The 26436-nt window shown below is 63.8% G+C and carries 26 protein-coding genes; 14 read left to right on the top strand and 12 right to left on the bottom strand.

What is annotated here, in order from left to right:
* Window position 1: 1 nt before the first annotated feature.
* From RX329_RS26955 to RX329_RS26935, 5 genes are all read right to left on the bottom strand, one after another.
* Complete coding sequence (locus tag RX329_RS26955; protein WP_018459333.1) at window positions 2-1279, bottom strand: beta-ketoacyl-ACP synthase; 1278 nt, start codon at window positions 1277-1279, stop codon at window positions 2-4.
* 99 nt (window positions 1280-1378) lie between these two features.
* On the bottom strand, window positions 1379-2584 hold the full coding sequence (locus RX329_RS26950; RefSeq protein ID WP_317244475.1) for a beta-ketoacyl-ACP synthase: 1206 nt from the start codon (window positions 2582-2584) through the stop codon (window positions 1379-1381).
* Window positions 2581-3051, bottom strand: coding sequence for a 3-hydroxyacyl-ACP dehydratase FabZ family protein (locus RX329_RS26945; protein WP_085352753.1), 471 nt, complete (start codon window positions 3049-3051; stop codon window positions 2581-2583). The genes RX329_RS26950 and RX329_RS26945 overlap by 4 nt, the downstream gene beginning before the upstream one ends.
* A 10-nt stretch (window positions 3052-3061) precedes the next feature.
* Window positions 3062-3349: an acyl carrier protein gene (locus tag RX329_RS26940; RefSeq protein WP_007592476.1), complete on the bottom strand. Its 288-nt coding sequence runs from the start codon at window positions 3347-3349 to the stop codon at window positions 3062-3064.
* 249 nt (window positions 3350-3598) lie between these two features.
* Complete coding sequence (locus RX329_RS26935) at window positions 3599-3940, bottom strand: hypothetical protein (protein WP_085352754.1); 342 nt, start codon at window positions 3938-3940, stop codon at window positions 3599-3601.
* A gap of 271 nt (window positions 3941-4211) precedes the next feature.
* On the opposite strand from RX329_RS26935, the gene RX329_RS26930 reads away from it, so the two are divergent.
* Window positions 4212-4835, top strand: coding sequence for a ParB-like protein (locus tag RX329_RS26930; protein WP_063992858.1), 624 nt, complete (start codon window positions 4212-4214; stop codon window positions 4833-4835).
* A 150-nt stretch (window positions 4836-4985) separates the two neighbouring features.
* The gene (locus RX329_RS26925) at window positions 4986-5129 is read left to right on the top strand and encodes a hypothetical protein (protein WP_162847291.1); all 144 of its coding nucleotides are present in this window, start codon (window positions 4986-4988) and stop codon (window positions 5127-5129) included.
* Window positions 5130-5146: 17 nt separating this feature from the next.
* On the opposite strand, the gene RX329_RS26920 is transcribed toward RX329_RS26925, so the two are convergent.
* The 3 genes from RX329_RS26920 to RX329_RS26910 form a co-directional block, all read right to left on the bottom strand.
* Window positions 5147-6088, bottom strand: a complete 942-nt coding sequence (locus tag RX329_RS26920) for a hypothetical protein (protein ID WP_085352755.1) — start codon at window positions 6086-6088, stop codon at window positions 5147-5149.
* Window positions 6089-6286: 198 nt separating this feature from the next.
* Window positions 6287-6865, bottom strand: a complete 579-nt coding sequence (locus RX329_RS26915) for a peroxidase-related enzyme (protein WP_026233779.1) — start codon at window positions 6863-6865, stop codon at window positions 6287-6289.
* Between the two features lie 103 nt (window positions 6866-6968).
* Complete coding sequence (locus RX329_RS26910) at window positions 6969-8708, bottom strand: ATP-binding protein (protein ID WP_026233778.1); 1740 nt, start codon at window positions 8706-8708, stop codon at window positions 6969-6971.
* 435 nt (window positions 8709-9143) lie between these two features.
* On the opposite strand from RX329_RS26910, the gene RX329_RS26905 reads away from it, so the two are divergent.
* The gene (locus tag RX329_RS26905; protein ID WP_085353038.1) at window positions 9144-10106 is read left to right on the top strand and encodes a catechol 2,3-dioxygenase; all 963 of its coding nucleotides are present in this window, start codon (window positions 9144-9146) and stop codon (window positions 10104-10106) included.
* A 3-nt stretch (window positions 10107-10109) separates the two neighbouring features.
* Here the strand turns inward: RX329_RS26905 and RX329_RS26900 are convergent, their stop codons facing one another.
* Together RX329_RS26900 and RX329_RS26895 are read right to left on the bottom strand one after the other, a co-directional pair.
* Window positions 10110-13640, bottom strand: a complete 3531-nt coding sequence (locus tag RX329_RS26900; RefSeq protein ID WP_085352757.1) for a molybdopterin cofactor-binding domain-containing protein — start codon at window positions 13638-13640, stop codon at window positions 10110-10112.
* Window positions 13640-14122: a (2Fe-2S)-binding protein gene (locus tag RX329_RS26895; protein ID WP_085352758.1), complete on the bottom strand. Its 483-nt coding sequence runs from the start codon at window positions 14120-14122 to the stop codon at window positions 13640-13642. The genes RX329_RS26900 and RX329_RS26895 overlap by 1 nt, the downstream gene beginning before the upstream one ends.
* 282 nt (window positions 14123-14404) lie before the next feature.
* On the opposite strand from RX329_RS26895, the gene RX329_RS26890 reads away from it, so the two are divergent.
* From RX329_RS26890 to RX329_RS26850, 9 genes are all read left to right on the top strand, one after another.
* Window positions 14405-15862, top strand: coding sequence for a 6-hydroxynicotinate reductase (locus RX329_RS26890; protein ID WP_085385609.1), 1458 nt, complete (start codon window positions 14405-14407; stop codon window positions 15860-15862).
* Window positions 15859-16755 (top strand): UPF0280 family protein, encoded by an 897-nt coding sequence (locus RX329_RS26885; RefSeq protein WP_018459320.1) that lies wholly within the window; start codon window positions 15859-15861, stop codon window positions 16753-16755. Before RX329_RS26890 ends, RX329_RS26885 begins: the two co-directional genes overlap by 4 nt.
* A 27-nt stretch (window positions 16756-16782) precedes the next feature.
* Window positions 16783-17367 (top strand): amino acid synthesis family protein, encoded by a 585-nt coding sequence (locus tag RX329_RS26880; protein ID WP_085352760.1) that lies wholly within the window; start codon window positions 16783-16785, stop codon window positions 17365-17367.
* 24 nt (window positions 17368-17391) lie between these two features.
* A complete protein-coding gene (locus RX329_RS26875) occupies window positions 17392-18594 on the top strand; it encodes an ABC transporter substrate-binding protein (RefSeq protein ID WP_085352761.1) in 1203 nt (400 codons plus the stop codon).
* 152 nt (window positions 18595-18746) lie between these two features.
* The gene (locus RX329_RS26870; RefSeq protein ID WP_085352762.1) at window positions 18747-20636 is read left to right on the top strand and encodes an ABC transporter permease; all 1890 of its coding nucleotides are present in this window, start codon (window positions 18747-18749) and stop codon (window positions 20634-20636) included.
* Window positions 20633-21424, top strand: a complete 792-nt coding sequence (locus RX329_RS26865; protein ID WP_085352763.1) for an ABC transporter ATP-binding protein — start codon at window positions 20633-20635, stop codon at window positions 21422-21424. The genes RX329_RS26870 and RX329_RS26865 overlap by 4 nt, the downstream gene beginning before the upstream one ends.
* Entirely contained in the window at window positions 21421-22125 is a 705-nt protein-coding gene (locus RX329_RS26860; protein WP_007592446.1) for an ABC transporter ATP-binding protein, read from the top strand. The genes RX329_RS26865 and RX329_RS26860 overlap by 4 nt, the downstream gene beginning before the upstream one ends.
* A 26-nt stretch (window positions 22126-22151) precedes the next feature.
* The gene (locus RX329_RS26855) at window positions 22152-22607 is read left to right on the top strand and encodes a MarR family winged helix-turn-helix transcriptional regulator (RefSeq protein ID WP_007592445.1); all 456 of its coding nucleotides are present in this window, start codon (window positions 22152-22154) and stop codon (window positions 22605-22607) included.
* A gap of 42 nt (window positions 22608-22649) precedes the next feature.
* Window positions 22650-23039: a hypothetical protein gene (locus tag RX329_RS26850; RefSeq protein WP_018459313.1), complete on the top strand. Its 390-nt coding sequence runs from the start codon at window positions 22650-22652 to the stop codon at window positions 23037-23039.
* Between the two features lie 5 nt (window positions 23040-23044).
* Here RX329_RS26850 and RX329_RS26845 read toward each other — a convergent pair whose 3' ends face one another.
* Window positions 23045-23734, bottom strand: a complete 690-nt coding sequence (locus RX329_RS26845) for a hypothetical protein (RefSeq protein ID WP_085352764.1) — start codon at window positions 23732-23734, stop codon at window positions 23045-23047.
* Between the two features lie 108 nt (window positions 23735-23842).
* The gene (locus RX329_RS26840; RefSeq protein WP_018459312.1) at window positions 23843-25039 is read right to left on the bottom strand and encodes an amidohydrolase family protein; all 1197 of its coding nucleotides are present in this window, start codon (window positions 25037-25039) and stop codon (window positions 23843-23845) included.
* 156 nt (window positions 25040-25195) lie between these two features.
* On the opposite strand from RX329_RS26840, the gene RX329_RS26835 reads away from it, so the two are divergent.
* Together RX329_RS26835 and RX329_RS26830 are read left to right on the top strand one after the other, a co-directional pair.
* A complete protein-coding gene (locus tag RX329_RS26835) occupies window positions 25196-25969 on the top strand; it encodes a ferredoxin--NADP reductase (protein WP_018459311.1) in 774 nt (257 codons plus the stop codon).
* A gap of 106 nt (window positions 25970-26075) precedes the next feature.
* A complete protein-coding gene (locus tag RX329_RS26830) occupies window positions 26076-26402 on the top strand; it encodes a hypothetical protein (RefSeq protein WP_018459310.1) in 327 nt (108 codons plus the stop codon).
* Window positions 26403-26436: the final 34 nt, after the last annotated feature.

Below are 26436 nucleotides of genomic sequence, written 5' to 3'. Positions count from 1 at the left end.
GTCAGGCCGGTTCGCGGGTCAGGATCAGCGAGGCGTTCTGGCCGCCGAACCCGAACGAGTTCGACATCACCGCGGTGACGCGGGCATCGCGTGCCTTGTTGCCGACGACGTCGAACAGGATCGTGGGATCCGGATTGTCGTAGTTGATCGTCGGCGGGATACGCTGATGCTCCAGCGTCAGCAGCGAGAAGATCGCCTCGACCGCGCCCGCGGCCGAGATGGTGTGGCCGACCATCGACTTGTTGGAGGTGACCGGAATCTTCGAGACGAGCTCGCCGAACACGGCCGATGTCGTATTGTACTCCATCTTGTCGTTCTCGGGCGTCGCGGTGCCGTGCGCGTTGATGTGGTCGATCTGATCCGGCGTCATGCCGGCATCGGCCAGCGTCTTGTTCATGCAGCCGATGATCGGCTTGCCGTCGGGCGAGGAGCGGGTGCGATGGAAGGAATCGGTGAGCTCGCCGCAGCCGGCGATTACGCCGAGTATTTTTGCGCCGCGCGCGGTGGCGGCTTCATAGCTTTCGAGCACCAGCGCACCGGCGCCTTCGGCCATGACAAAACCGTCGCGGTTCTTGGAGAAGGGACGGGAGGCCGCCTGCGGCGGGTCGTTCTGGGTCGAAAGCGCCGAGAGCAGCGAGAAGCGCACCAGCGCCTCCGGATTCACGGTGCCGTCGGTCGCCACGCACAGCGCGGCATCGGTCTCGCCGCGGCGGATCGCCTCGACGCCGAGCTGAATCGAGGTCGCGCCCGAAGCGCAGGCCGTCGACAACGAGATCGGCGAGCCCTTGGTGCCGAAGGTCTCGGCGAGGTAGGCCGCGACCGAACCGAACATGAAGCGGTGGTGATAGGCGCTGTACTTGCCGCCACCGGAGATGCGCAGCAGATCGTCGTAATTGAAGTCGGGTTTGCCGACGGCGCGGCCGAGTTCGCGGCGCTGCGGCCATTCGACTTCGACCGGTGCGACCGCAAGAAAGAGAGGACCCGGGAAATCCGCCTTGGTGCCGATCCCGGCCTGGTCCAGCGCTTCCTGCGTCACCAGTTCGGCCATCCGTTCGGACAGGCCGGTGGAGGAGAACGGATCGACGCTGACGAAATCCACCGTGCCGGCCATCGTGGTTTTGAGGCCGTCGACCGGAAAGCGCGTGATGGTGCGGATGCCGGATTCGCCGGCGACGAGCTTCGCCCAATTGTCGGTCTTGCCGTTGCCGAGCGAGGTCATGATGCCCATGCCGGTGACGACGACGACGGGACGCCCGAGTTTGTCGCGTGGTGCAGTCATGTCGATCCCCGCTTGAGCTGGAGCATGATCCGAAAAAGCGTGACGCGGTTTTCCGAGAAGATCATACCCAAACAATAACCTGCCAAAGCGTAACGCGCTTTAGCTTACTGCCTCGACCAGCGCCATGCCTTCGCCGCGCCAGTGTCCGGCCCCCACCACCACAATCTGGGTGGGCGCTCCCTGCATTTCAATCTCGGTGCCCGTGGGATCGTTCGGCGGAAACAGCGCGCCGCGAGAGATCGACAGCGCGGCGAGCGCGATGCCGAGCGGGAATTGCGTCTCCATGGTGTGGCCGAACATCGTGCCGGTCGAGCGCACCGGGAACTCGGCGTGGCCCTTCAGGAAGGCGCGCTCTTCTGATGTCGCAGGCTCCGCGCCGGTCGCGCCGGATATGATCGCGCCCTTGCCGTCGCGCTTCGGCAACTTTGCCCAAAGCTTCTCCAGCGTCGCGGCCATGTCGCCGGGGGTCTTACGACGGGCAAGGTCGGCAACGACGCTCGACAGCTTTGCGAATGGTTTTGCGCCGCGCGCTTCCGCATGGGCCTTCGATTCCAGCACCAGGAACGCGCCAGCCGAGCCGAGCGCGAAGCCGGCGTGGTCCTTGCGCGCCCACACGGGGGCGAACTTGTCCTTCAGATTGAAGTCGCCGAATTCGTAGAGGACCATCAGGTCCTTGCGCTCGCCATTGTGCGAGCCGCCGATCAGCGCGATGTCGCTCTCGCCGGAGGCGATGCGCGACAATGCAATGCGGGCGGCATCGGCGCCGGCAACCTCTTCACCCATGAAGGTGCGCGAGGTGCCGCCAATGCCGTGCACGATGGCGATGTTGCCGGCGAGCAGGTTGGAGAGCTGGGCCAGGAACAGCGTCGGCCTGAGATCGCTCATCAGCCGCTCATTGAGGAAGCCGGGCGCGTTGGCGCCCTTGGCCTCGGCCGTGAGCACGCCGGTGTCGACGTTGAGATCGCGTTCACCGCCGCCGGCGGCGACCACCATGTCGATCTTCGACAGGATGTCCTTGTTGCCCTTGATCCCGGCGGAGTCGAGCGCAAGCCCGGCCGCATAGGTGCCGATGCGCTGCCAGGCTTCCATCTGGCGCTGGTCGCCCTTCTTGGGGATCTGGCTGTCGAAGGTGACAGGCATCAGGGGGTGCACGATGTAGGGTGCAAAGCCCTTCTCGTCGACATTGATGCGCTTCTCCTGAAGCGCGGCCCAGTTGGCGTCCAGGCCCTCGCCGAGCGAGGTGGCCAGGCCAATGCCGGTGATCCAGACTTCCGTCTGGGCAGGCTTCGAAGCAGTCTCGGTCATGGCAATACGGCCTGTTGCGGAAAGCCGACGCGTTTGGCGACCGCGTCCATGTGGGCGCGCATATCCGCATGGGGAAAGGGAATCTGCGTGAAGGTCAGCGTCGAATTCGCGCGCAGCTTGCCGCCGACCTTGATCTTGGCTTCGGTCACGGCGTAGCCTGAGCCCTGATGGGCCAGGCTCGCCTCGATGCTCATGAGATCGCCGGGGAAGACCGAGCCGCGGACCTTGGCCTCCTTGACGGCAGCCAGGATCGGCATACGCTCGAATTTGAGCACGCCAAGCTGAAGCCAGCCCGAGGCCTGCGCCATCGATTCGATCAGGAGCACGCCGGGCATCAGGGGATAGCCCGGGAAGTGCCCTTCGAAGATGGTGCTCTCCATCGGGACCTGAGCCTCGACAACAATCGTCTTCGCGTCGACGTTGAGGTCGACGACGCGATCTATCATGTGGAAGTATTCGAGTTGCATGACCGCGCGCTTAGGCGCTCGCGCCCTTGGCCGCAACCAGTTCGTCGATGCGGGCGCACAGGTTTTTCAGCACGAAATACTGCTCGGTGGTCGCTTTGCCGTCGTTAACCTCCTGAGTCCACTTTTCCAGCGGCAGCTTGATACCGAACTGCTTGTCGATCGCGAACGCGATGTCCAGGAAATCGAGGCTGTCGATGCCGAGGTCATCGATGGCATGGCTATCCGGCGTGATCGTGTCGCGCGGGATGTCGCAGGTTTCAGCGATGATCGTAGCGACCTGATCGAATGTGGAGGACATCACTAAGCCTTTGATATATTGCAGATGTTTGTCAGATTTTCCAGAGTGGAACGATGGGTGGGCATCGCGCCCCGATGACGCCCTCAACCCCCCTCTGGCCGGGTCGAAAGCCCGTATATCGGAGCGCCGCCCTGAGTTCAATGGAGCCGGACGGGTGTGGGGACCGGGCTGGGGACGCCCCGGCTGAGCCGTTTCGGCCGAAGGAACGCCAGCGGGCCTACCAGACGTCTTGCTTACCAGATGTCCTGCCTAGATGTGCGGCGTCGTGATCTTGACGCAGTCGCGGCGGCCCATCAGCACGCAATCCTGGGTCCGGCGCAGGTCGGCGATGCTCACCGCGAGCCAGATCCCGATCGCGGTCAGTGCGATGGTGAAGGCCAGCGCCGCGATATTGGCGAGCATGCGACGGCGGAAATCGTCCGGTTCGGTGCGGGGCTCCTCGTAGCGCGACAGGTCGAGCCGCTCGGGCGCGACGCGCAATTGCTGCACGCTAGCGTTGCCGCGGTGGGCCGTCGGGGAAGGCGAGGTGCGCGGCCTGAACTGGAGCACCCGGTGCTCGTCATCCGAGCTTATGGGCCGCTGGGTTGTCATGGTGCAGGGATCACTCCGAAGCAGCGATTTTTAGATAGCATACGTAGTGAACGCGTTGCAGAAAATTTTCTCAACGCGCACGTGCATTGCGCGTTCGCACTATCCTGCAGGACTGCGAACGAAGGACCGTGGAACCGTGGTCGTTCCGGGCCTGCAGAGGGTGCGATGCAATAATATCCACCGAGCCGAATGCATTTGCCGGCGCGGTGCCCATGACATAGTCCAGGGAACCTGACCACGCAGCTGCAACCATGTTAGGGGCCTTTCGACCATGACCAATACGCGCGAACCGAGAGTGCATCCGGTGTCGATCCTGTCGCTGCGGCCGACGCAGATGACGGTCGGGATGCGCGAGGTCAAGGAGAAGCGCAAGCGCTGGCGCGAGCACGACAAGAAGAAGCAGGCCGATCTGCTCGGCAAGCATATGATCCCCGTCGTGCACGGCCCCGACGAGCGCTATTACGTGATCGACCATCATCATCTCGGTCGCGCGCTGCACGACGAGGGCGTCAAGGAGGTGCTGGTCACCATTGTCGGCGACCTCAGGATGGTCGAGCGCGAAGCGTTCTGGGGCGTGATGGACAACAAGCGCTGGGTTTACCCCTACGACGCCAAGGGCGAACGGCGACCATTCCGCGATTTGCCCAAATCCGTCGTCGACCTCAAGGACGATCCTTTCCGGAGCCTTGCCGGCGAACTGCGCCGCATGGGCGGCTTCGCCAAGGACACCACGCCCTTCTCCGAATTCCTGTGGGCCGACTATCTGCGTCGAAAGCTGTCGCGCAAGGCTGTGGATGCCAATTTCGACAAGGCGCTCGAGAAGGCGATGTCCTCAGCCAAGAGCAAGGATGCGATCTATTTGCCCGGCTGGTGTGGGCCAGCGGACGATGATTAGGCGCAACGCTCGCAGCAGCGAGGCATGCGGCTCCGCAAACCGGATCTGATCACAGCCTCTTGAGCGAAACCATCTTCCGTCCGCACGAAGCAGTGCTGAAACCAAGCCGTGCCATCTGTTGGAATTGTCGAGCTCACACAGGAGGCCGAAATGCGCCGTCTGGTTTTCGCCGTTGCCCTGCTCGTGGTCGCTTCAGCCGGGATCTCGGCGTCGTTTGCCGCAGTTCACCATGCCAAGACGTTGACTTTTTCCGAGCGCTTTGCCCCGGCGCTCGAGTTGATGGCGCAGCGCTAGGACAGGTTCACGCCAGTTCAACCAGCAGCGTCGCGATCGATTTTGCGCAACCGCACAAAGGCGGCCCAGGCCCGCGGATAATCCTTGTCCGCGGGATCAATCGTAAGTAGCGCGCGGCATGCTTCCTTGATCTCCTCGGGCGAAGGACGCTTGGCCGGAACCCCGGATGATTTGGCCTCCTCCCAGCGAGCCTCGATGCCTTTCGCAAACGCCAGGGCCTCGGCGCTCGTCCGCTTCTGCGCCGATTTCGCCAGCGGATGGTCCGAGGGGAAGTTCGGCCATGCAGCCGGCGGCTGATCGACACGCCACGTCAGTTCATCTGCTTGTCGCGCCTCCACGCCCGAACCTGAATGCTGTGCTGCTGGCGCCCATCCTGCCCCTGCCGAGGCTGGCGAACCCGATGAGCCGGCTGATCTCCGCGGGACCGCCGAACCTGGCGCGACCGCCGCTGTCTGTGCGGCCAGCTGGCCAAGCTGTTGTTCCATCGTTCCGCCGCTGGACTTGGGGATGACTTTTTCGATGGTCTTGATCATCGACAGCGCGCCTGGCGATATCAGCGTGTTCTGGTCGGCAATTTTGTCGTCGGCCGCGCCTGGGCAGGGCTTGTAAGCAGAGCGCTGCGACGTCATCCGGCCGTCGTCGTCGATACGGGCAAAATCGATCGAGACGGTGTAAACGAACGCGGCCTCGACATACTGCCTCTCCTTGTCCATCGCTTTTACGGAGCCGCATACGTATCTTGCCTGGTCTGCATCGATCGTTCGCAGGCCGTTGAAGTGAGCTGAATTCGGCGCAACGAGGACGCGTAAGACGGCAGCCCGCGCCTTGCCGTGCTCCGATTCGAACATGCTCCATATCTCGTTCGCGTTGATGATCTCCGGCTGATAGTTCCATGCGTATCCGGCAGCGAAGAATGTCGTGCCAATACAGGTCGCGATAACAAATGCCCGCACGTTCATGAGAAGCCCCCCAACAGGCACGACTCATCCGCGTCTCCGGGGACGGAAACTGCGCAAGTTGTGCCAAGGCGTTTGTGCTAGTTGAGGGTGAGATTCTTAATTAAACGTGTGCGATTGCGAAAACACAGAGTTCCGGTCAAGCGGGAACTCATCCGCTGCATTGTGGCGATGCGTTCCTTCCGCCCTCGCGGCGGTCGGTCATTTCTTCGGCAACCGTCCCATCAGATAGAATTCGTCGTTCGGCCGCATGCCGGTGAAATTCGCCAGCCGGTTCGACAGTGCGAAGAAGGCGGAGATTGCGGCGATGTCCCAGATGTCGTCGTCGCTAAAGCCATGCGGCGCGAGCGCGGTGAAATCGTCCTCGGAAATCCGCTGCGCATCGGCCGAGACCTTCATCGCGAAGTCGAGCATCGCCTTTTGCCGCGGCGTGATGTCGGCCTTGCGGTAGTTCGTGGCGATCTGGTCGGCGATCAGCGGGTTCTTGGCACGGATACGCAGGATCGCGCCATGCGCGATCACGCAATACTGGCACTGATTGGCTGCCGAGGTCGCGACCACGATCATCTCGCGTTCGGCTTTGCTGAGGCCGCCGTCCTTCTCCATCAGTGCGTCGTGGTAGGCGAAGAAGGCGCGGAACTCGTCCGGGCGGTAGGCCAGCGTCAAGAACACGTTCGGCACGAAGCCGCTCTTCTCCTGGACGGCGAGGAGACGCGTGCGGATGTCGTCAGGGAGCGCATCGAGGGCGGGAGCGGCGAAGCGTTGCACAGGCTTTGTCATGGGCATGGATTCCGGCTTGGGGCCGGCAACCATAGTCGATGCGGGTGCCATGCTCAACGTGACGCCAGGCTCGCAATGCCGGCGCTGGAAAACGAGCGTCGCTTTACCGCAGCGGCTTCTTCAGCAGCGAGAAGCGGTCCGGATCCAACCCCATCGACGGTTGCAGCATCGGAGTTTCGATGCTGGAGAGCGTCTTCGCGGGCGGCGCCGAGAACACCGGATCGTTCGGCACGTCGCGCTGCGAGGTGGCACCGCGCCAGCGCTCGAGCACGGCGCCGACGAAATGCATGTCGTGACCGGAGGTGACGGAGGGCACGCTGCTGATCGTGGCTTCGCCGCGCGGCAATTGATGCGGCGGCACCTCCTTGAAGCGCAGCCGCGTCGGCAGCGCGACACCTTCGCCGAATGCCAGCACTTCTCGGGTGCCGAGCGAGGGCACGAACGAAAGCAGGTTCGCGGCCGCATCCGACACCGCGGCGCGCAGCAGCGCCTGGTCGCGCTCGTTGGCAAGGCGCATCGTGAACAGCGTGTTGCACTGGGAGATGATGGTGGCGTCGAGCTCGGCCGGACGCTGGGTGATGAGGCCGAGATAGACGCCGTATTTGCGGCCTTCCTTGGCGATGCGCGACACCGCCTTGCGGGTCGGCCCGAAGCCGACATTGCGATCGGCCGAGGCGTAGCGGTGAGCCTCCTCACAGACGAACAGCATCGGCGAAACGCCATCGCTCCACAAGCCGAAGTCGAAGGCCATGCGGCAGAGCACCGAGACGACGGAATCGATGACCTCGGCCGGGAAGCCGGCGAGCTGCATCACCGTCATCGGTTTGCCGTTGGCCGGCAGGCGGAACAGATGACTGATCACCTCGGCCATGGTGTCACCGCCGACATTGGCGTTGTCGAACATGAAGGCGTAGCGCGGGTCGTTGCGGACCGCCTCGATGCGGGAGATCAGCTTGTGATAGATGATGCGCGAGGAGCGGTTCTCGAGCTTGCCCATGCGCTCGTCGATCAGCGACATCAGATCGACCAGGCGATAGGGCACCGGCGTATCGACGGTGTAGCCGATCTGCTTGGGATCGATGCGCTTCAGGCCAATGCGGTCGGCGTTCTGGTACTGGGTGTAGACGCCCTTGGCGAGCGGAATGACCTCGGCGAGGACGTCGAGCTCCTCAGGCACGCCGGCGCGGCCGCCGAACAGCACGTCGACGATTTCCTCGAAATTGAACAGCCAGAACGGCAGTTTCAGATTGCGCGGGTTGAGCACCAGCGCGCGGTCGCCGAAGCAGCGGCCATATTCGTTGTGCACATCGAGCAGGAAGATGCGCAGGTTCGGGCGTGCCTTGAGGATCTCGTTGAGCAACAGCGACACACCGGTCGATTTGCCGACGCCGGTCGATCCCAGCACTGCAAAGTGCTTGGAGAGCATTTCCTCGATGTCGACATAGGCGACGACGGAGCTGTCCTGCTGAAGGAAGCCGACATTGATCTGGTCGGAACCGGTGGGCGCGTAGATCGTGCGCAGCTCCTGGCTCGTGATCAGGTCGACCGAATCGCCGATGGTCGGATAGTTGGTGACGCCGCGCTGGAATTTGGCCTTGCCGGTCGCGTTGAGGATTTCGCCCAGCAGGTCGACCGAGGCGATGGCGATCAGATTGTCGTTGCTCGAGAGGTTCTCGCAGGACACCTCGGTGATCATGGCGACGATGACCGAGCTGGCGCAGCGGATACTGACGAAGCGGCCGACGGTGGCCCGAACTTCCGAGACCGGCATGCGGCTTTCAGCCAGCAGCCCGACCCGGGCGAGCGATCCGCGAACCGAAATCACGCGTCCAAAGGATGTCACAATGAATGAACCTGGCAAGAGCAACGGGTTGCCCGGACTATGCACGGCCGTCGCTGGACAAACGGTTAAGCGGCAGGCGCCGGCGCTTCGTTAAATCCGCGACAATTCGGGTGCGAGGTTTGTTCCCAATACATACTCCCTGGCAGTAGCGGCGGAAAATGCTGCTTTTTCCCGGCCGACGGGCGAGAGTGCTTAAGAGAGATTTTACCATTCGGGCAGTCGGTCCGCGGTTCCGGGACGGGTTGGTCATCCTGGATGGTCCGTCATCCGTTCCGGGCGGCGATGTTTGATTTGTTGACGGGACCTAATCATTTGTACATTGGTACAAATAAACCGGCGGCCTTGTGCCGCCCACCGGCGCGTGAGTGGATTGCAGCCTGTGCCAGATCGCGGGATCCGGTCCAGCGGATCGCAAGCCACGTCTTGGAGGACACCATGCAGCCCGAACCGATCCTCGATCTCGCTCATCTCGGCCACATGGAGCTGTTGACACCCAAGCCGGACGAGAGCCTGAAATTCTTCGTCGACGTGATGGGCATGACCGTCAGCGGACAAAAGGGCGAGTCGGTCTATTTGCGCGGCTGGGACGATTACGAGCGCTATTCGCTCAAACTGACGGCGTCGAAGACATCGGGCATGGAGCACATGGCGTTACGTGCGCGCAGCCAGCAGGCGCTGGAGCGTCGCGTCGCGGCGCTGAAAGGGTCCGGCTTCGACATCGGCTGGATCGACGGCGACATGGGGCAGGGGCCGACCTTCCGCTGCCGCGATCCCGATGGACACATCGTCGAGCTCTACTACGAGACCGAATGGTATCAGGCGCCGCCCGAGCTGAAGCCCGCACTGAAGAACCAGGCGCAGCGCTTTCCCGCGCGCGGCGTCAATGTCCGCCGCCTCGATCACCTCAATTGCCTCGCCGTGGACATCAAGGCCAACCGGGAGTTCTTCGAGAATTATCTCGGCTGCCGCCTCACCGAGCAGATCGTGCTGAACGACGGCCGCGAAGCGGCGATGTGGCTGACGATGTCGAACAAGAGCTACGATTTCGCCTATTCGCTCGATCATTCCGGCACGGCCGGCCGCTTCCACCATGTCACTTACGCGCTCGACAGCCGCGAAGAGATTCTGCGCGCTGCCGACATCTTCCTGGAGAACGGCATCCACATCGAGACCGGCCCGCACAAGCACGCGATCCAGCAGACCTTCTTCCTCTATGTCTACGAGCCCGGCGGCAACCGCGTCGAAGTCGCCAATGCCGGCGCGCGCCTCATCCTCGCGCCCGACTGGAAGCCGATCGTGTGGACGGAAGACGAACGCAAGAAGGGGCAGGCGTGGGGCCTCAAGACGATCGAGTCGTTTCACACGCACGGCACGCCGCCGGTGCAGCACAAGAAGTAGCGCTCAGTTCGCGGCGGCTCTCACACGCGCAATCGTCTCCTTCACACCGATCCATGCTGGCCTGTCGGGTGCGAACTGCTTGCGCAGGAAGGTGACCAGCTCCTCGACCTGCGCATCGCTCATGCTGTTCTTGAAGGCCGGCATATAGCCGAGATTGCTCGACACCGGCTCGGCGATGCCGTGCAGGATGATTTGCACGAGATTGTCCGATGTGGCGCTGTGCAGGTTGCTGTTGAGGGCGAGCGAGGGGCGGCTGCCGAACAGCGCCAGGCCGCCGACCTCGTGGCAGACGGCGCAGGCGCCCTGATAGAGGCGCGCGCCGGTTGAGGACGCCATCGTGACTTGCGTTGAAGCTTCTAGCTTCAGAGCGATCGCATCCTGCGCTTTCCTATCGGTCGCGGTGTCATTGAACGAGTTGAGATAGACGGCCATGGCGCGGATGTCCTGGTCGGGCAGGGCCGCCAGATCCCTGACGATCGGCGCCATCGGCCCAGCGGCGACGCCATGATATCGCGAGTGGCCCGTGCGCAAATAGGCGAAAAGCTCGTCTTCGTTCCACGGGATCGGCGCTTGCGACAGCGACGTCAGCGGCGGCGCCTCCCAGCCCTCGGCAAAACCGCCGGCGAGATAGGCGTCACGCTGCTCGGCGCCGAGCGTGTTGCGCGGCGAATGGCAGGCGCTGCAATGGCCGAGACCTTCGACGAGATAAGCGCCGCGATTCCAGACCTTGGATTTCGCGGGATCAGGCTTGAACTCTCGCGTCTGGTGGAACAGCGCATTCCATCCGGCAAGTAGCGGGCGGAGATTGAACGGAAAGGCGAGCGTATTCGCAGGCTGCGTCGCGCGCACCGCAGGCTGTGCCATTAGATAGGCATAAAGCGCCTGCATGTCGGCATCGCCAGTCTTCGAAAAGTGCGTGTAGGGGAAGGCGGGATAGAGTTGCCGTCCGTCGCGATGCAGCCCGTCGCGCATCGCGCGCTCGAATGCGGGATAGGACCAGGCGCCGATGCCGGTCTCGACGTCGGGCGTGATGTTGGTCGCGTAGATCGTGCCGAACGGCGTCTCCAGCGCGCGGCCACCGGCGTTGAGCGCACCGCCGATCATGGTGTGGCACTCCGCGCAATTGCCGAGTGCGGCCAGTTGTTGCCCGCGCGCGATCGTCGCTGCGGAATAGACCGATGGGTCTGGCCGCGCGATCGGTGCGATGGCGCGGCCGGGCAAAACAGCCGCACCGATGCCAATCGCCGCGGTGCAGACGGCCGCGACCGTCGCGAAGATGCCGGCGCGTTTGGCGAATGGATTCTCCCAGATACGGGATGGTTGTGGCGCAGCGGGAGCGGGCAGCGCCTGCCGCGTGGCCGGCCCGCCGCTGTGCAATCCATTCAGGATGCGCTCGGGCGTGAACGGCGGCTCGCGAAATCGCACGCCGGTGGCATCGAAAATCGCGTTCGCAATCGCAGCCGCACTCGGGACCGAGGCGGATTCGCCGACGCCGAGCGGCGGCTGGTCCGGCCGCGGCAGCAACAACACGTCGATCTTGGGCACGTCAGGGAAGGGGATGATCGGATAGGCGCCCCATTCCCGCGCCGCGACTGCGCCGCGCTCGAACGAGACCTCCTCCATCAGTGCGCGGCTGGTTGACTGGATGACGTTGCCATGGATCTGGTGGCGCACACCGTCCGGGTTGATCATCAATCCGGAGTCCTGCCCAGCAACCACGCGCGTCACGCTGACCTCGCCGGTCGACTTGTTCACGGCAACGTCGGTGACCCAGGCCGACCAAGCCGCGCCATAGCCGGGGAATTTGCTGTGGACGTAGAGCGCATAGGCAAAGCCGCGCCCATGCACGATCTCGCCGTCTTTCTCTTCGCGCACCGGCCGCGGCGTCCAGCCCGCGCGCTCGGCGACAGCATGGACGAGATCGACGGCGCGCTGGTCCTTCAGGTAACGCAGACGATATTCGACCGGGTCAACCCCGGCCTCGGTCGCGGCCTCGTCGATATAGGATTCATGCGCAAAGGTGTTGGGCAGGGCCGAGACGCCGCGAAACCAGGACGCGCGCACGATCGGCGCCATGTCGTGGGCGACGACGCGCATGTGGCCGTAATCGTAAGGCGGGATCGCGGTGCGGTCGCCCATCTGGAGGACGTCCGGCCTCGGCGATATCCGTCCCGTCAGCAACAGCGCCAACGTCGGCGCGGCATTCGACGGATAGCGCGTAGCGAGATCGTAGGCAGCGACGTCGCCCGCCGCATCCAGGCCGCCATTGACGTCGATGAGCTGCGCGGCGCCTTTGGGCTCCCAGGCGTGTTCCTGCTCGCGCGTCAGCTGTACGCGCACGGGCCGGCCGACCGCGCGCGAGAGCAACAAAGCGTCCGCGGTGACATCGTCGGCGCAGTTGCGGCCGTAGCATCCGGCGGCCTCCAACCTGATGACCTCGATCTCGCTCTCGGGACGCTCGATCAGCAGTGACAGGTCTGCGCGCAGCACGTGCGGGTTCTGCGTGCCCGACCAGACACGGATGTTGCCGTCCTGGAAGTCGGCGACCGCGCAGGACGGGCCGATCGAGGCATGCATCTGATATGGCCAGACGTAAGTGCGCCGCATCGGTTTGGCCGCGCCGGCAATGGCAGCATCGACATCGCCCTTGTCGATCAGCGTGCGCGGCGTGGACGGGTTGGCACGAAGCGCCGTCTCGACGTCGGCGAGATCGGTCAGTTCAGGCGTCGGTCGCCAGCTCACCGCAAGCTGCTCCGCCGCGCGGATCGCGTTCTCCTCGCGCTCCGCGACGATTCCGACGAAATCGCCGATGCGTACGACGGCCATGATGCCGGGAATGTCGCGCACCGAGGATTCATCGACCGAAATCAGGCTGGTGCCGACGAACGGGCCGGCGTCGACGCCGGCATAGGGCGGGCGCACCACGCGGCCGTGCAGCATGCCCGGTATACGGATGTCGTGCACGAACGTCAGCTCGCCCGTGGCCTTGGCGGGCAGGTCGACGCGTGGCATCGATTGGCCGACAATGGCGTAATCGCCGACCGGCTTGACGGCGACGTCGTCGGCAAGCTCGAGACGAATGGTCTCTCCGCCGATCAACTCGCCATAGCTGACGCTGCGATTGTCGTGCCCGCGCACGAGGCCGTCTTCGATCCTGAGATCGGCTGCCGGCAGCTCCAGGCGCTCGGCCGCACGTGCGATCAGGAAGTGACGCGCCTGCGCGGCGGCTTTGCGCAGGGGAACGGCAGTGATCTGAATGGTCTCGCTTGCGATCGTGGCGCCCTGGTTCGGCACCGTTGCGGTGTCGCCGAGCACCACGACGAGGCGGGCAAAGGAGACGTCGAGCTCTTCAGCCACGATCTGGCCAAGCGCCGTGCGGATGCCGGTGCCGAGATCGACATGACCATTGTAGGCTGTGACCGAACCGTCCGCGGTGATGCGGACGAAGGTCTCGGATGTGCACTCGTCCACCGTGCGGACGACGACGAGCGAGCCGGATTGCAGCTCAGCTCCGTTCGGATGCGGGGAGGCCATCAATCACCGGCCTCGGCAAGCTGACCAGACGCACGCATCACGGCGCGCAGGATTTCGATATGCGTGCCGCAGCGACAGAGATTGTAGCGCAGCGCCGCCAGCGCCTCCTGTTCGGTGGGCTGAGGGTTGATCGCAAGCAGCGCCTTGGTCGTCATGATCATGCCGTTGAGACAATAGCCGCATTGCGCGGCCTGCTCGTCGATGAAGGCCTGCTGCACCACATCCGGCTTGTCGCGGGTACCGAGCCCCTCGAGCGTCACGATGTCGCGGCCGGCGCAGCCACTGATCGGAATGACACAGGAGCGCGCCGCCGCGCCATCGATCAGGACAGTGCAGGTGCCGCATTCACCGAGGCCGCATCCGTATTTCGCACCGTTGAGCGCGAGATCGTTGCGCAGCACGTAGAGCAGCGGCGTGGCTCGCGCCGCAGTGATCTCGTGGATTCTGCCGTTCACGGTGATGCGGATCGGTGTCTGCGTCATCCTCGTTCCCAAATCGACTCGTTGAGCGCCGCGGCCAAGGCTTCGCGAAATTCCAAGTCCGCGCAAAATCTACGTTGTGACGATACCGTTTGTACACAAACGTGCAAGCCGGACATGCCGCAGTGCAGCGCGAGTGCCTTCTTTGTGGACAGGCCGGATAGGCAAACGAGGTTTTATGCGGCAGGCGTATGTTTTGCGCCGCACAGCCGCTTGACAGTCATCGGGAGGGCGCGCAACATCGTTCGTGTACAAATGATAACTGCACTGTCGGCTGGCTTTGACATGGTGACTGAACCTACGAGCGCCGCCATCGACAAGATCCGCTGCGATGCGTGTCCGGTGATGTGCTACATCAAGCCGGGCGCGGCGGGCGCCTGCGACCGCTATGCCAATCACGAGGGCAAGCTCGTCCGCGTCGATCCGCATGTGATCCTGGAGCGCACCGTGTCCCATGGCGGCAAGCTCGTTCCGTTCAGCCGCACCGAAGATTGGGACGGCAAGATCGTCCACGAGCCTTCCACCTTTGTAACGGCGATCGGCGCGGGGACGACCTATCCCGACTACAAGCCGGCGCCGTTCATCGTCTCGGCGGAGGTCGATGGCGTCGACATGGTGACTGTTGTCACCGAGGGCATCTTCTCCTATTGCGGCATCAAGGTGAAGATCGACACCGACCGCTATCTCGGGCCGGAGACGGCGACCGTTCGTGCACAAGGCGAGGCGGTCGGTCATGTCACCACCAGCGAATACGGTTCGCAGATGCTGTCGCTCGGCGGTGTGCACCATCTGACCGGCGGCTCCAAGAAGGAAGGCCGCGTCACCTGTGACACGCTGATGGACCTCGCAAATTGCAAGGCGGTCGAGCTCACCATCGACGGCGGGGCGAGCGTGGTGGTGCAGGCCGGCCAGGCGCCGATCGTCAACGGCATGAAAGAAGAGCGCATGCGCGTCGGCTGCGGCTCGGCGACGATCGGCATGTTCGCCAAACAATGGCACGGCAAGGTCGACGAGGTTGTCGTGGTCGACGACCATATCACCGGCGTGCTCTCGGAGCATCAGGCCGGCAAGCTGCTCGACATCGCCGATACCGGCATCAAGATGAAGGGGCGCCGCTCGACGCCCGGCCGCTATTTCCAGGTCGCCGATCCCGGCACGGGTTGGGGCGGCACCAATATCTCCGATCCGCTCGCAATCCTGGGACCGTTCGACGCGAAGGAGGCCAAGCCTGGCCTCTCGATGCTGATGGTCTCCACGACGGGCGAGCATTCGTCCTATTACGTGCTCGACGAAGCCTTGAAGCCGGTCGAGACCGAGATGCCGGATGACCTCAAGTTTTCGGTCGAGCGCATTCAGGAGAATTGCGAGCCGGCGCTGTGCACGGTGCTGTTCATGGCGGGCGCCGGTGGTTCCTTGCGGGCGGGCGTGACCGACAATCCGGTGCGGCTGACGCGCTCGGTGAAGGAGGCGCTGACGCGCGTCACCAGTGGCGGCGCGCCGGTCTATGTCTGGCCGGGCGGCGGCATCACCTACATGGTCGACGTGACGCAGATGCCGGCGGGGGCATTCGGTTACGTGCCGACGCCCGCGCTGGTGGCGCCGATCGAATTCACGATGAAGCTGTCGGACTATGCGGCGCTCGGCGGGCACATGGATTATGTGAAGCCGCTCGCCGAAGTTCAGGGCGGCGACGATGTCCGCCAATTGCCCTGGCAGAACCCGATCCCGGGCCCCCGGGTATGACAAGGCTCCCGCAAATCGCGTTGCTGTCTGACGGCCGGCGGCTGCATTTGCAGGATGGACCGATTGACCTGATCGTCGAGGCGAGGGGGGCGGCCGACGCAGTGCGCGAGGCCTATAAGGCTGCGGCCGAACGGTTCACCGGGCTTCTCGACGAGCTCTGCGCGGAACTGCCGGAACTGCGGACCGTTGTCGAGGAGCGGACCTCGTTGAGAGGCGTTGTGGCGCATCGCATGCACGCCGCGGTGGCGCCCTATGCCGGTGATGGCTTCATCACGCCGATGGCCGCTGTGGCCGGCAGCGTGGCGGAGGAGGTGTTGGGCGCAATGCTGAACGCTGCGGCGCTCGATCGGGCCTATGTCAACAATGGCGGAGACATTGCCCTGCATCTCGGCGAGGGCGAGCATTTTTCGGTCGGCCTGATGGACCGGCCCGATCGCGACGGCGTGATGCGGACAATCAGGGTGGACGCCGATGATCCCGTGCGTGGCATTGCGACCAGCGGACGGCACGGCCGCAGCTTTTCCCTCGGGATTGCCGATGCGGTGACCGTGCTGGCCGGAACGGCGTCGCAAGCCGACGCGGCCGCGACGATCGTTGCGAACGCCGTCGATCTGCCGGGGCATCCCGCCATCATCCGAAAACCTGCGAACGAACTTCAGCCCGACAGCGATCTTGGCGCGCGGCTCGTGACCCGCAACGTTGGTGGATTGTCGCAGAACGAGATCACCACCGCGCTCGAATCTGGCGCGGAATGTGCACGGCAATTATTCGATCGCGGATTGATCGAGGGTGCCGTGTTGCAGCTTTGTGGTGATATGATTGTCATCGGGACCAAGGATATTGAACGGCAACGATCGCGCCCGCTTGTACAAGAGAACGCGGTCCATGCCTGAACTGGGAAGCGGTTTGAGGAAACAATCATGAGCGCGATCATCCGCAAGATCGTCACCGTCGTCGAAGAGACGCAGATGGAGATGGGCCGCCAGGTCTCACCGCCGACGCGGCGTGCGGCGGCGATCGCCGTGATCGAGAATCCGTTTGCTGGAAAGTATGTCGAGGATCTCTCGCCGCTGATCGCGATTGGCGAGGAGCTCGGCGAGCTGCTCTCGAAGCGCGCGGTGGCGGCGCTCGGCATCGACGGGTCCAAGGCGCAGAGCTATGGCAAGGCCGCGGCCGTCGGCGAGAATGGCGAGCTGGAGCATGCAGCCGCCATCCTTCACCCGAAAATGGGCGCGCCGGTGCGTAAAGTGCTGGGCAAAGGCGCTGCGCTGATCCCGTCGTCGAAGAAGCGCAGTGGACCCGGCACGACGCTGGACGTTCCGCTGGGCCACAAGGATGCAGCGTTCGTGCGCAGTCATTTCGATGGCATGGAAGTGCAGATCAACGACGCGCCGCGCGCCAACGAGATCATGGTCGCGGTCGCCGTCACCGACAGTGGCCGTCCTTTGCCGCGCGTCGGCGGGCTGACCGTTGCGGAGATCAAGGGCGAAGATGGACTGCGTTAATCTTTTCAGAAAGTGGAGGTTGGGATGCGAGCAAAGAACTATTTTGTCGGGGCGGCGTTCGCGCTGTTGGCAAGCGGCATGGCTCATTCGGCCCTTGCGCAGGACATCAAGATCGGCGAGATCAACAGCTACTCGCTGCTGCCGGCGTTCACTGAGCCCTATCGCAAGGGCTGGCAGCTCGCGGTCGAAGAGATCAATGCGGCCGGCGGCATCAACGGCAAGAAGCTCATCGTCGTCTCCAAGGACGATGGTGGCAAGCCGGCAGATGCGCAGACCGCGGCCAACGAGCTGGTGTCGAGCGAGGGCGTGGCGATGCTGACGGGTACGTTCCTGTCGAACATCGGTCTTGCGGTCAGCGACTTCGCCAACCAGAAGAAGGTGTTCTTTCTGGCGGCCGAGCCTCTGACGGACGCCATCACCTGGTCGAAAGGCAACAAGTACACGTTCCGACTGCGTCCTTCGAACTACATGCAGGCCGCGATGCTGGTGGAAGCGGCCAGCAAGCTGCCGGCAAAGCGCTGGGCGACGATCGCGCCGAACTATGAATACGGCCAGTCCGCGGTCGCGGTGTTCAAGAAGCTGATGTCGGAGAAGCGGCCCGACATCCAGTGGGTCGATGAGCAGTGGCCGCCGCAGGGCAAGATCGACGCCGGTCCGGTGGTGCAGGCGGTTGCCGCGGCCAATCCCGAAGCGATCCTCAACGTCACCTTCGGCGCCGATCTCGTCAAGCTCGTGCGCGAAGGCAACACCCGCGGCCTGTTCAAGGGACGCGAGGTCGTCTCCTTCCTCACCGGTGAGCCGGAATATCTCGATCCACTCAAGGAGGAGACACCCGAGGGTTGGATCGTCACCGGCTATCCCTGGTACTCGATCAAGACGCCCGAGCACGACGCGTTCCTGAAGGCCTATCAGGCCAAGTACAACGACTATCCGCGCCTCGGCTCGATCGTTGGCTACCAGACCATCAAGTCGGCGGCGGCGATCCTGGCGAAGGCCAATTCGACCGATCCGGAGAAGCTGATCACTGCGGCGGAAGGACTTTCGATGCCGTCGCCGCTGGGCGAGATCACCTTCCGCAAGATCGATCACCAGTCGACGCTCGGTGCCTATGTCGGCAAGACCGCGCTGAAGGAAGGTAAGGGCGTGATGGTGGACTCGTCTTACAAGAAGGGCGCGGACTATCTACCAAGCGATGCCGAAGTCGAGAAGCTGCGTCCGAAGGATTGATCCAAAGTGAGACCGGGGCCTCGTGGTTCGAGACGCGCGGCGCAGCCGCGCTCCTCACCATGAGGGTCCCGGACCTCATCCTGAGGAGGCGCGTAGCGCCGTCTCGAAGGATGAAGCCTAATATTGCGACTTACGCTTAACCCGGACCGCAGATGGCCTTTTACGTCGTACAGTTTCTGACCGGTCTCGCCAGCGCAGCGTCGCTTTTCCTGGTGGCGTCGGGCCTGTCGATCATCTTTGGCGTGACGCGGATCGTGAATTTTGCGCATGGCGCCTTTTACATGATCGGCGCCTATGTCGCCTTCACGCTGACGGAGCGCCTGTCAGGTGCATTCGGCTTCTGGGGCGGCATCGTGGTGGCGGCGTTCGCGGTGGCGCTGATCGGCGTCATCGTCGAGATGGTGCTGCTCCGGCGCATCTATCACGCGCCCGAGCTGTTCCAGCTGCTTGCGACCTTCGGCCTGACCTTGATGGTCGAGGACCTCGTCGTCCTGATCTGGGGCCCAGACGATCTCGTGGGGCGCCGTGCGCCCGGCTTCAAGGGGGCGATCGACTTCTTCGGCCAGAACATTCCGAGCTATGATCTGTTTCTGATCGTGCTCGGACCGGTCGTGCTCGGCATTCTCTGGCTCTTGTTCCAGCGCACGCGCTGGGGCGTTCTGGTGCGCGCAGCGACGCAGGACCGCGACATGGTCGCGGCGCTGGGCGTCAATCAGAAATGGTTGTTCACGAGCGTGTTTGCGGTCGGCGTTTTCCTCGCCGCTCTCGGCGGTGCGCTCCAGATCCCACGCGATGCCGTGCATCATGCGATGGATTTGCGCATCATCGTCGAGGTCTTCGTCGTCGTGGTGATCGGAGGCCTCGGTAGCATCATCGGCGCTTTCGTCGCGGCTGTGCTGGTCTCCGAGCTCAACGCCTTCGGCATCCTGATCTTTCCAAAAATCTCTATCATCCTGGTCTTCCTGGTGATGGCGGTGGTGCTGATCGTGCGGCCCTGGGGCTTGTTCGGCAGGCCCGAGGCGCCGGCCCGCAAGACGCCCGGTCTCACCGTCAATCCCTGGCGACCGCTGACGTCGAATGAGCGGTTGGCTGCGTTTGCAGCGCTCGTCGTCGCGGCGACACTACCGCTGTTCGCCGGCAATTATGCACTGACCGTCGGCTCGGAGATCGCGATCTCAGTGATCTTCGCCGTCAGCCTGCACTTCCTGATGTCGGTCGGCGGGCTCGCGTCCTTTGGTCACGCCGCCTATTTCGGCCTCGGCGCTTACGGCGTCGCTTTCCTCGCCAAGATGGCCGGACTGCCGATGATCGTCTGCCTGTTGCTCGGTCCGCTGCTCGGCTGCATGGGCGCTGCCGTGTTCGGCTTCTTCGCGGTGCAGCTCTCCGGCGTCTATTTTGCGATGCTGACGCTCGCCTTCGCGCAGATCGTCTGGTCGATCGCGTTCCAGTGGGTGAGCGTCACCGGCGGCGACAACGGCATCCTGGGCGTCTGGCCCTCGAGCTGGGCGGCGAGCCCATCGCATTTCTATTGGCTGTCGCTCGGTGTTGCGGCGCTCGTGACGATCGCTTTGCGGGCCATGGTGTTCTCGCCGTTCGGCTATGCGCTGAGGGCGACGCGCGACTCGCTGCTGCGCAGCGAAGCGGTCGGCATCAACACCAAGCGTATCCAGTGGACCGCCTTCGTGATCGCGGGCACGACCGCGGGCATTGGCGGCGCGCTGTTCGCCTACCTCAAGGGCAGCGTCTTTCCGGACAATCTCGGCATCTCGCTCTCGGTCGACGCCCTTGTCATGGTGCTGCTCGGCGGCGTCGAGACGGTGTCGGGCGCGGTGATCGGCGCCATCGTCTACAAGGCCTTGAACATCTGGCTGGTCAGTCAGACCGACCTGTCAAAACTCGTGCTCGGCGGTTTCATCGTTCTGATCGTCGTCGTCTTCCCCAAGGGCATCGTCGGCATGCTGGAGATGCTAGCGCAGCGCCGCAGGAAGACGTCGCCGCCGGGGTCACCCTTGCTTGCCAAGCCGATCGAGTCCGCCGAATGAGCGTCGCGCCCCCACTTCTCGCGGTCGAAGGACTGACCAAATCCTATGGCGGCGTCCATGCCGTGCGCGGCGTCTCGTTCTCGCTGCGCGCCGGTGAAATCCTGGCGCTGATCGGACCGAACGGCGCGGGCAAGAGCACCTGTTTCGACATGCTCAATGGCCAGAACAAGCCTGATACCGGCCACGTCCGCCTGCTCGGCGAGGACACAACCGGCAGGAAGCCGCGCGAGATCTGGCGGATGGGCGTGGGGCGCACTTTCCAGATCACCGCGACTTTCGCGACCATGACGGTGCGCGAGAACGTGCAGGTCGCGCTGATTTCGCACGGCAAGCAATTGTACAATCTTTGGGGCTCGGCGCCGAACTTCGACCGCGGCGAAGCCGGGCGACTGCTCGAGCTGGTCGGCATGGGCGGCTATGCGGATCGCCCCTGTGGCGAGCTTGCCTACGGCGACCTCAAGCGGCTTGAGCTCGCCGTCGCGCTCGCCAACCAGCCAAAGCTGCTGCTGATGGACGAGCCGACCGCCGGCATGGCGCCGCGCGAGCGCGTCGATTTGATGCGGCTGACCGCGCAGATCGCTCGGGAAAAATCGATCGGCGTTCTCTTCACCGAGCACGACATGGACGTGGTGTTCGAGCACGCCGACCGCATCATCGTGCTCAACCGCGGCACGCTGATCGCCGAGGGCTCGCCGGCCGAGGTCCGGGGCAATCCGCAGGTGCAGGCGGTCTACCTCGGCGAGGGCCTCCTCTACGATGCCGGGCCTCGCGAGGGAGCATCGGCATGAAGCTCACGGTGCAGGACCTCAATAGTCATTACGGCCCGGCCCATATCCTGTTCGACATCGGCTTCGAAGTCGGCGAGGGGGAAGTCGTGGCATTGCTCGGCCGCAATGGCGCCGGCAAGTCGACGACGTTTCGCTCGATCGTCGGGCTCGTCGCGCAGCGCTCAGGACGGATCATGTTCGAAGGCAAGGATGTCTCGGCGCGTCCGACACATGAGATCGTGCGGGATGGGCTTGGTTACGTGCCGGAGGAGCGGCGTATCTTCACCGATTTGACGGTGGAAGAGAATCTCGAGGTCGGCCGCCAGCCGAAGCGCCCGAACGCGCCGCACTGGACTCGCGACAAGCTGTTTTCGCTGTTCCCTAACCTCGGCGAGATGAAAAATCGCCCGGGCGGCCGCATGAGCGGCGGCGAGCAGCAGATGCTCACCATCGCGCGCACGCTGATGGGCAATCCATCGCTGGTGCTGCTGGATGAGCCCTCGGAAGGCCTGTCGCCGAAAATCGTGGAGCAGATGGTCGAGGCCATCCTGACCATGAAGAAGGAGGGCGTCAGCATCGTCGTCTCCGAGCAGAATCTGCATTTTGCGCGGCTGATCTCCGATCGCGCCTATATCATCGAGCGCGGCCGCATCTGCTTCGGCGGCACCATGGCCGAGCTCGACGCGCGTCCGGATATCCGCGACGCGCATCTGTCGTTGTGAAGGCAAAGGGCAAGGGCATCGAGCGGATGGCGAGAAGCGTCGCGGCGAAGAAAAGCGTCAAACCGGCAAAGCCGCCTTATGTGCTCGACGAGCAGGTCGGCTTCATCCTTCGCCAGGTCTGGCAGCGCCACAGCGCGATCTTCTCTCGCGAGATCGGCACCAACATTACGCCGACGCAATGGGCGGCGCTGTCGAAGCTCGCCGAGGCCGGGCCATGCTCGCAGAACCAGCTCGGGCGCCTGACGGCGATGGACGTGGCGACCATCAAGGGCGTGATCGATCGGTTGACGGCGCGCGGCCTCACCGAGACCAGCCAGGATCCGGAGGATGGACGGCGGCTTCTGGTCAGCCTGACGCGCGCGGGCCAGCAATTGGCGGAAAAGGTCGCGCCGAATGCGCTTGCGATCACACGAGAGACGCTGGCGCCGCTCGAGGCAAAGGAGCGCGAGATGCTGATGGCGCTGTTGAACAAGCTGCGGTGAGGCGCGACTAACCTCGGTGAAGGTCTTGTCGAGGTTTTTGACATGAGAGCGGCGACCCGGTTTGCTATGGCTCTGAGCATGAGTGTGATGCTGGCGGGCCAGTCTGCTCCCGCCCTGGCGGCGCAAGCCTATGAGGGGTTCTGGGCGTCAACCAAAAAGGATTGCCGCGACGAGGACAGCGCTAACCGCATGAGCATCGAGGGCGGCAACCGTCTCTATTGGTACGAGACCCGGTGCCGCGCCAGCGAGATCACTGCCGACGGGAAACTCGCCTGGAAAATGAAGCTCGCCTGCGAAGGCGAGGGTGAGAAGTATCGCTCCAGTCCCCGGGTTTCCATTGCCGCGGACGGCAAGCTGGTGATGGACAACAGCCCGGTCGGGCCGGGCAAGCGCCAGACCTATGTGCGTTGTGAGATAGCGAAACCGCGGTGATCCTGCTACGTCTTCCCCGGCCATTTTGCGCGATAGCGGATTTCGCTGCCATCGGCGAGCCGCCGCCACGTTCCGAACTCCGGCGTATGCGGAGCCGAGGCCGTCAATCCGATCGGGTAGATTCGGCTGGGCTGTCCCTGGATGTTGACGGCGAGTTGCCGGTGCGAGGTTCGGAACGCCAGTTCGACTTCGCCTGCGATGACGGGCTGATCGCCGTCACTATGGAAGCCAGCTGCGTTCAATTCGCCCGGCATGGTGTTGAGGTCCGTCTGCAATTCGATGGTGATATCTTGCGGTGATTTCGGCACTGTTGCGCCGGCCGGAAGGCGAACCTCGAAGACGAGCAGAGGAGTGGCGCCGTTTCGGTTGAGCCAGGGCGTGGCCGTCATGTACGCGACGCCCAGGTAGGTGGCGGCGGCGGCCACGCAAAGCAGGACCACGACACCAAGCGATTTCAGGCTGTTGCGCGCGAGACCGCTATTGCCTGCATCCGTGCCGGAACGCGTCACCAGCCAGCTGGCAAGCACCACGCCAGCGATCGCTCCGATGGGTGAGTAGACGAACAGTGCCAACAGGCCAGACGTGATCGGGTCCGCCCGGTTGCCCAGATCGAGCACTGAAAACAGCACAAAGGTCGCGACATAACCTCCGACCGCACCGGCTACACCGGCGGCAATCCGCGACGAATTCTTCATGTCTCCCTCGGCGTTCCAGCAATGAACTGCCTGCGTTAGACGCAGCAGGCCGACGACTTGTTCAATGCTGTCAAGGGAGCACGGGAGCGGCGAGCCGCTCCGGCTGCGTCACTTCGCCACCACCTCGGGCACCCTGCCGGCCGGCGGGGTGTTGCGGCTGCGCTGGGTGCGCACGATACCGTCAATGATGGTCATGCCGATGCCGGGGAGGTCGCCGAGTTGGACGCTGTCCAAAATGTTCTTGCCGGCCGAGTGCTGCGCCTTGTCCATGATGACGAAATCGGCCGAGCGGCCCACTTCGATCAGGCCGCAATCCAATTCGCGCATCCGCGCCGTGTTGCCGGTGGCCAGGCAAAACGCGACCTCGGCCGGGAGGTCGCCAAGCGAGGACAGCATCGACACCATGCGGAGAATGCCGAGCGGCTGCACGCCCGAGCCGGCCGGCGCATCGGTGCCGAGGATGACGCGGTGCAGATCGCCCATCTCGCGCGCAATGCGCAACGTGAACAGCGCCGAGCGCTCGTTGCCATTGTGAACGAGCTCGAGGCCGCGCTTGCAGCCCTCGCAGATGCAGCGGATCTGGTCGTCGGGAAGCGCGGTGTGACCGCCATTGATGTGGCCAACCACGTCGGTGTCTGCCTCAAGCACCACATCCTTGTCGATCAATCCGGAGCCGGGGATCGAAGGACCGCCGGTGTGGATCGTGCTCTGGATGCCATATTTGCGAGCCCAGCCGACCATTTTTCGCGCCGTGGGGCCGTCCTTGACGCCGCCCAGGCCGACTTCGCCGAGCAGCTTGACGCCGGCTGCGGCCAACTCCTTGAAGTCCTCCTCCACCATCTCGCACTCGATCACAGGCGCGCCGGCGTGAACCTTCACGCCGCCAGGCCGCAGATTCCAGAATGCACGCTGCGCGAAGATGGCCATCGCCTTCAACCCCACGACGTCGCGCGGGCGGCCGGGCATATGCACCTCGCCGGCGGAAATCATCGTGGTGACGCCGCCATGCAAATTGCTGTCGATCCAGCCGATCTGGTTCTGGCGCGGCGTCCAGTCGCCCGCAACAGGATGGACATGGCTGTCGATCAGGCCGGGCGCCACCGTGGTGCCGTTGGCCTCGACGATGGTGGTCGCGCCTTCGGTGTTGAGGTCCTTGAAGCGGCCGATCGCGGTGATCTTGCCGTTCTCGGCGACGATGGTGTCGCCGTCCAGGATCGGCTTTTCCAGCGCGCCGGACAGGATCAGGCCGATATTGCGGATCACGAGCTTCGAGGGTCCGGTGGCCTGGGGTGCGTCATGCGCCATGGAATGGGTCCTTGTCCTTAACTGCAACGCTTCCGATCTTGGGCAGCCTTGACCGCGGGATCAAGCCGGATTATTCATTAGTACACAAATGATCGTATACAAACGACGCATAGCTGCCGCCTTGAAAACCGCCACGACGCGCCACGGAAGGGTGAGATGAGCAATTTCAATCAGGAAGCCGTTTTGAGCGTCCACCACTGGACCGACACGCTGTTCTCCTTCAAGACCACCCGCAGCCCGACCTTCCGCTTCCGCAACGGCGAATTCACCATGATCGGGCTCAAGGTCGGCGAGAAGCCGCTGCTGCGGGCCTACAGCGTCGCCAGCGCCAATTACGAGGACACGCTGGAGTTCTTCTCGATCAAGGTCGCGGACGGCCCGCTCACCTCACGGCTCCAGCATCTAAAGGAAGGCGACGAGATCATCGTCAGCCGCAAGGCCACCGGCACGCTGGTGATCGACAATCTGGAGGACGGCCGCAACCTCTACCTCATCGGCACCGGTACGGGTCTTGCGCCGTTCCTGAGCGTGATCAAGGACCCCGAAACCTACGAGCGGTTCGAGAAGGTCGTGCTGCTGCACGGTTGCCGACACGTGAAGGAGCTCGCCTATGGCGAGATGATCACCGAGACGCTGCCCAAGGACGAGCTGATCGGCGAGTACATCCGCAACCAGCTGATCTACTATCCGACCGTGACGCGCGATCCCTTCCGCAATCGCGGGCGCATCACCGATCTCATCACGTCGGGCAAGCTGTTTTCCGACATCGGCCTGCCGGCACTGGAAGCGGCCCACGATCGCGTCATGATCTGCGGCAGCCCGGCGCTGGTGGCGGATACCCGCGTGCTCCTCGGCGAGCGGGGTCTTGTCGAGGGCAATCACGGCGAGCCGGCCCAATTCGTGGTCGAAAAGGCCTTCGCCGAGCGCTGAGCCCGGAACCCCCGCGCAAGAAGACCGTATTTTCGCCGCCGCGCGCCCGTTGCGGCGTCGATTCGGCACGCGATACACTGTGGGAACGAATCAGCGGAGTTCCCACATGGTTGCGGACAGCGACAGCAATATCGCCTGGCACCGGGTTCAGTTGAAGAAGAACCGCGCCGAGTTGAAGGCGCTCGAAACCGCGCGCTTCACGATGGGCGAGATCGCGTCTTCGAAGCGGAACGGCCAGACCCAGAAGGCGCTCGGGGAACTCAAGCGCAAGATCGTGCAATCCGAGCGCGTGATCGCCGATCACGACAAGCGCACGCGCCGTCCGCTCACCACCGACCTGCGAAGCCTCAGCAACGGCAGCTGGAGCAATTGGGACGCCTACACCAACCAGCAGCAGCGCAAGATCGGCCCGCGTTCGCCGGGGCGGGGGTAGACTCGACTCTCACGCCTGCACCGAAGCCGAAGCG

The sequence above is a fragment of the Bradyrhizobium sp. BWC-3-1 genome, from assembly GCF_032917965.1.
Classification (GTDB): domain Bacteria; phylum Pseudomonadota; class Alphaproteobacteria; order Rhizobiales; family Xanthobacteraceae; genus Bradyrhizobium; species Bradyrhizobium canariense_D.
This window is presented reverse-complemented; position numbering and strand designations above follow the sequence as displayed.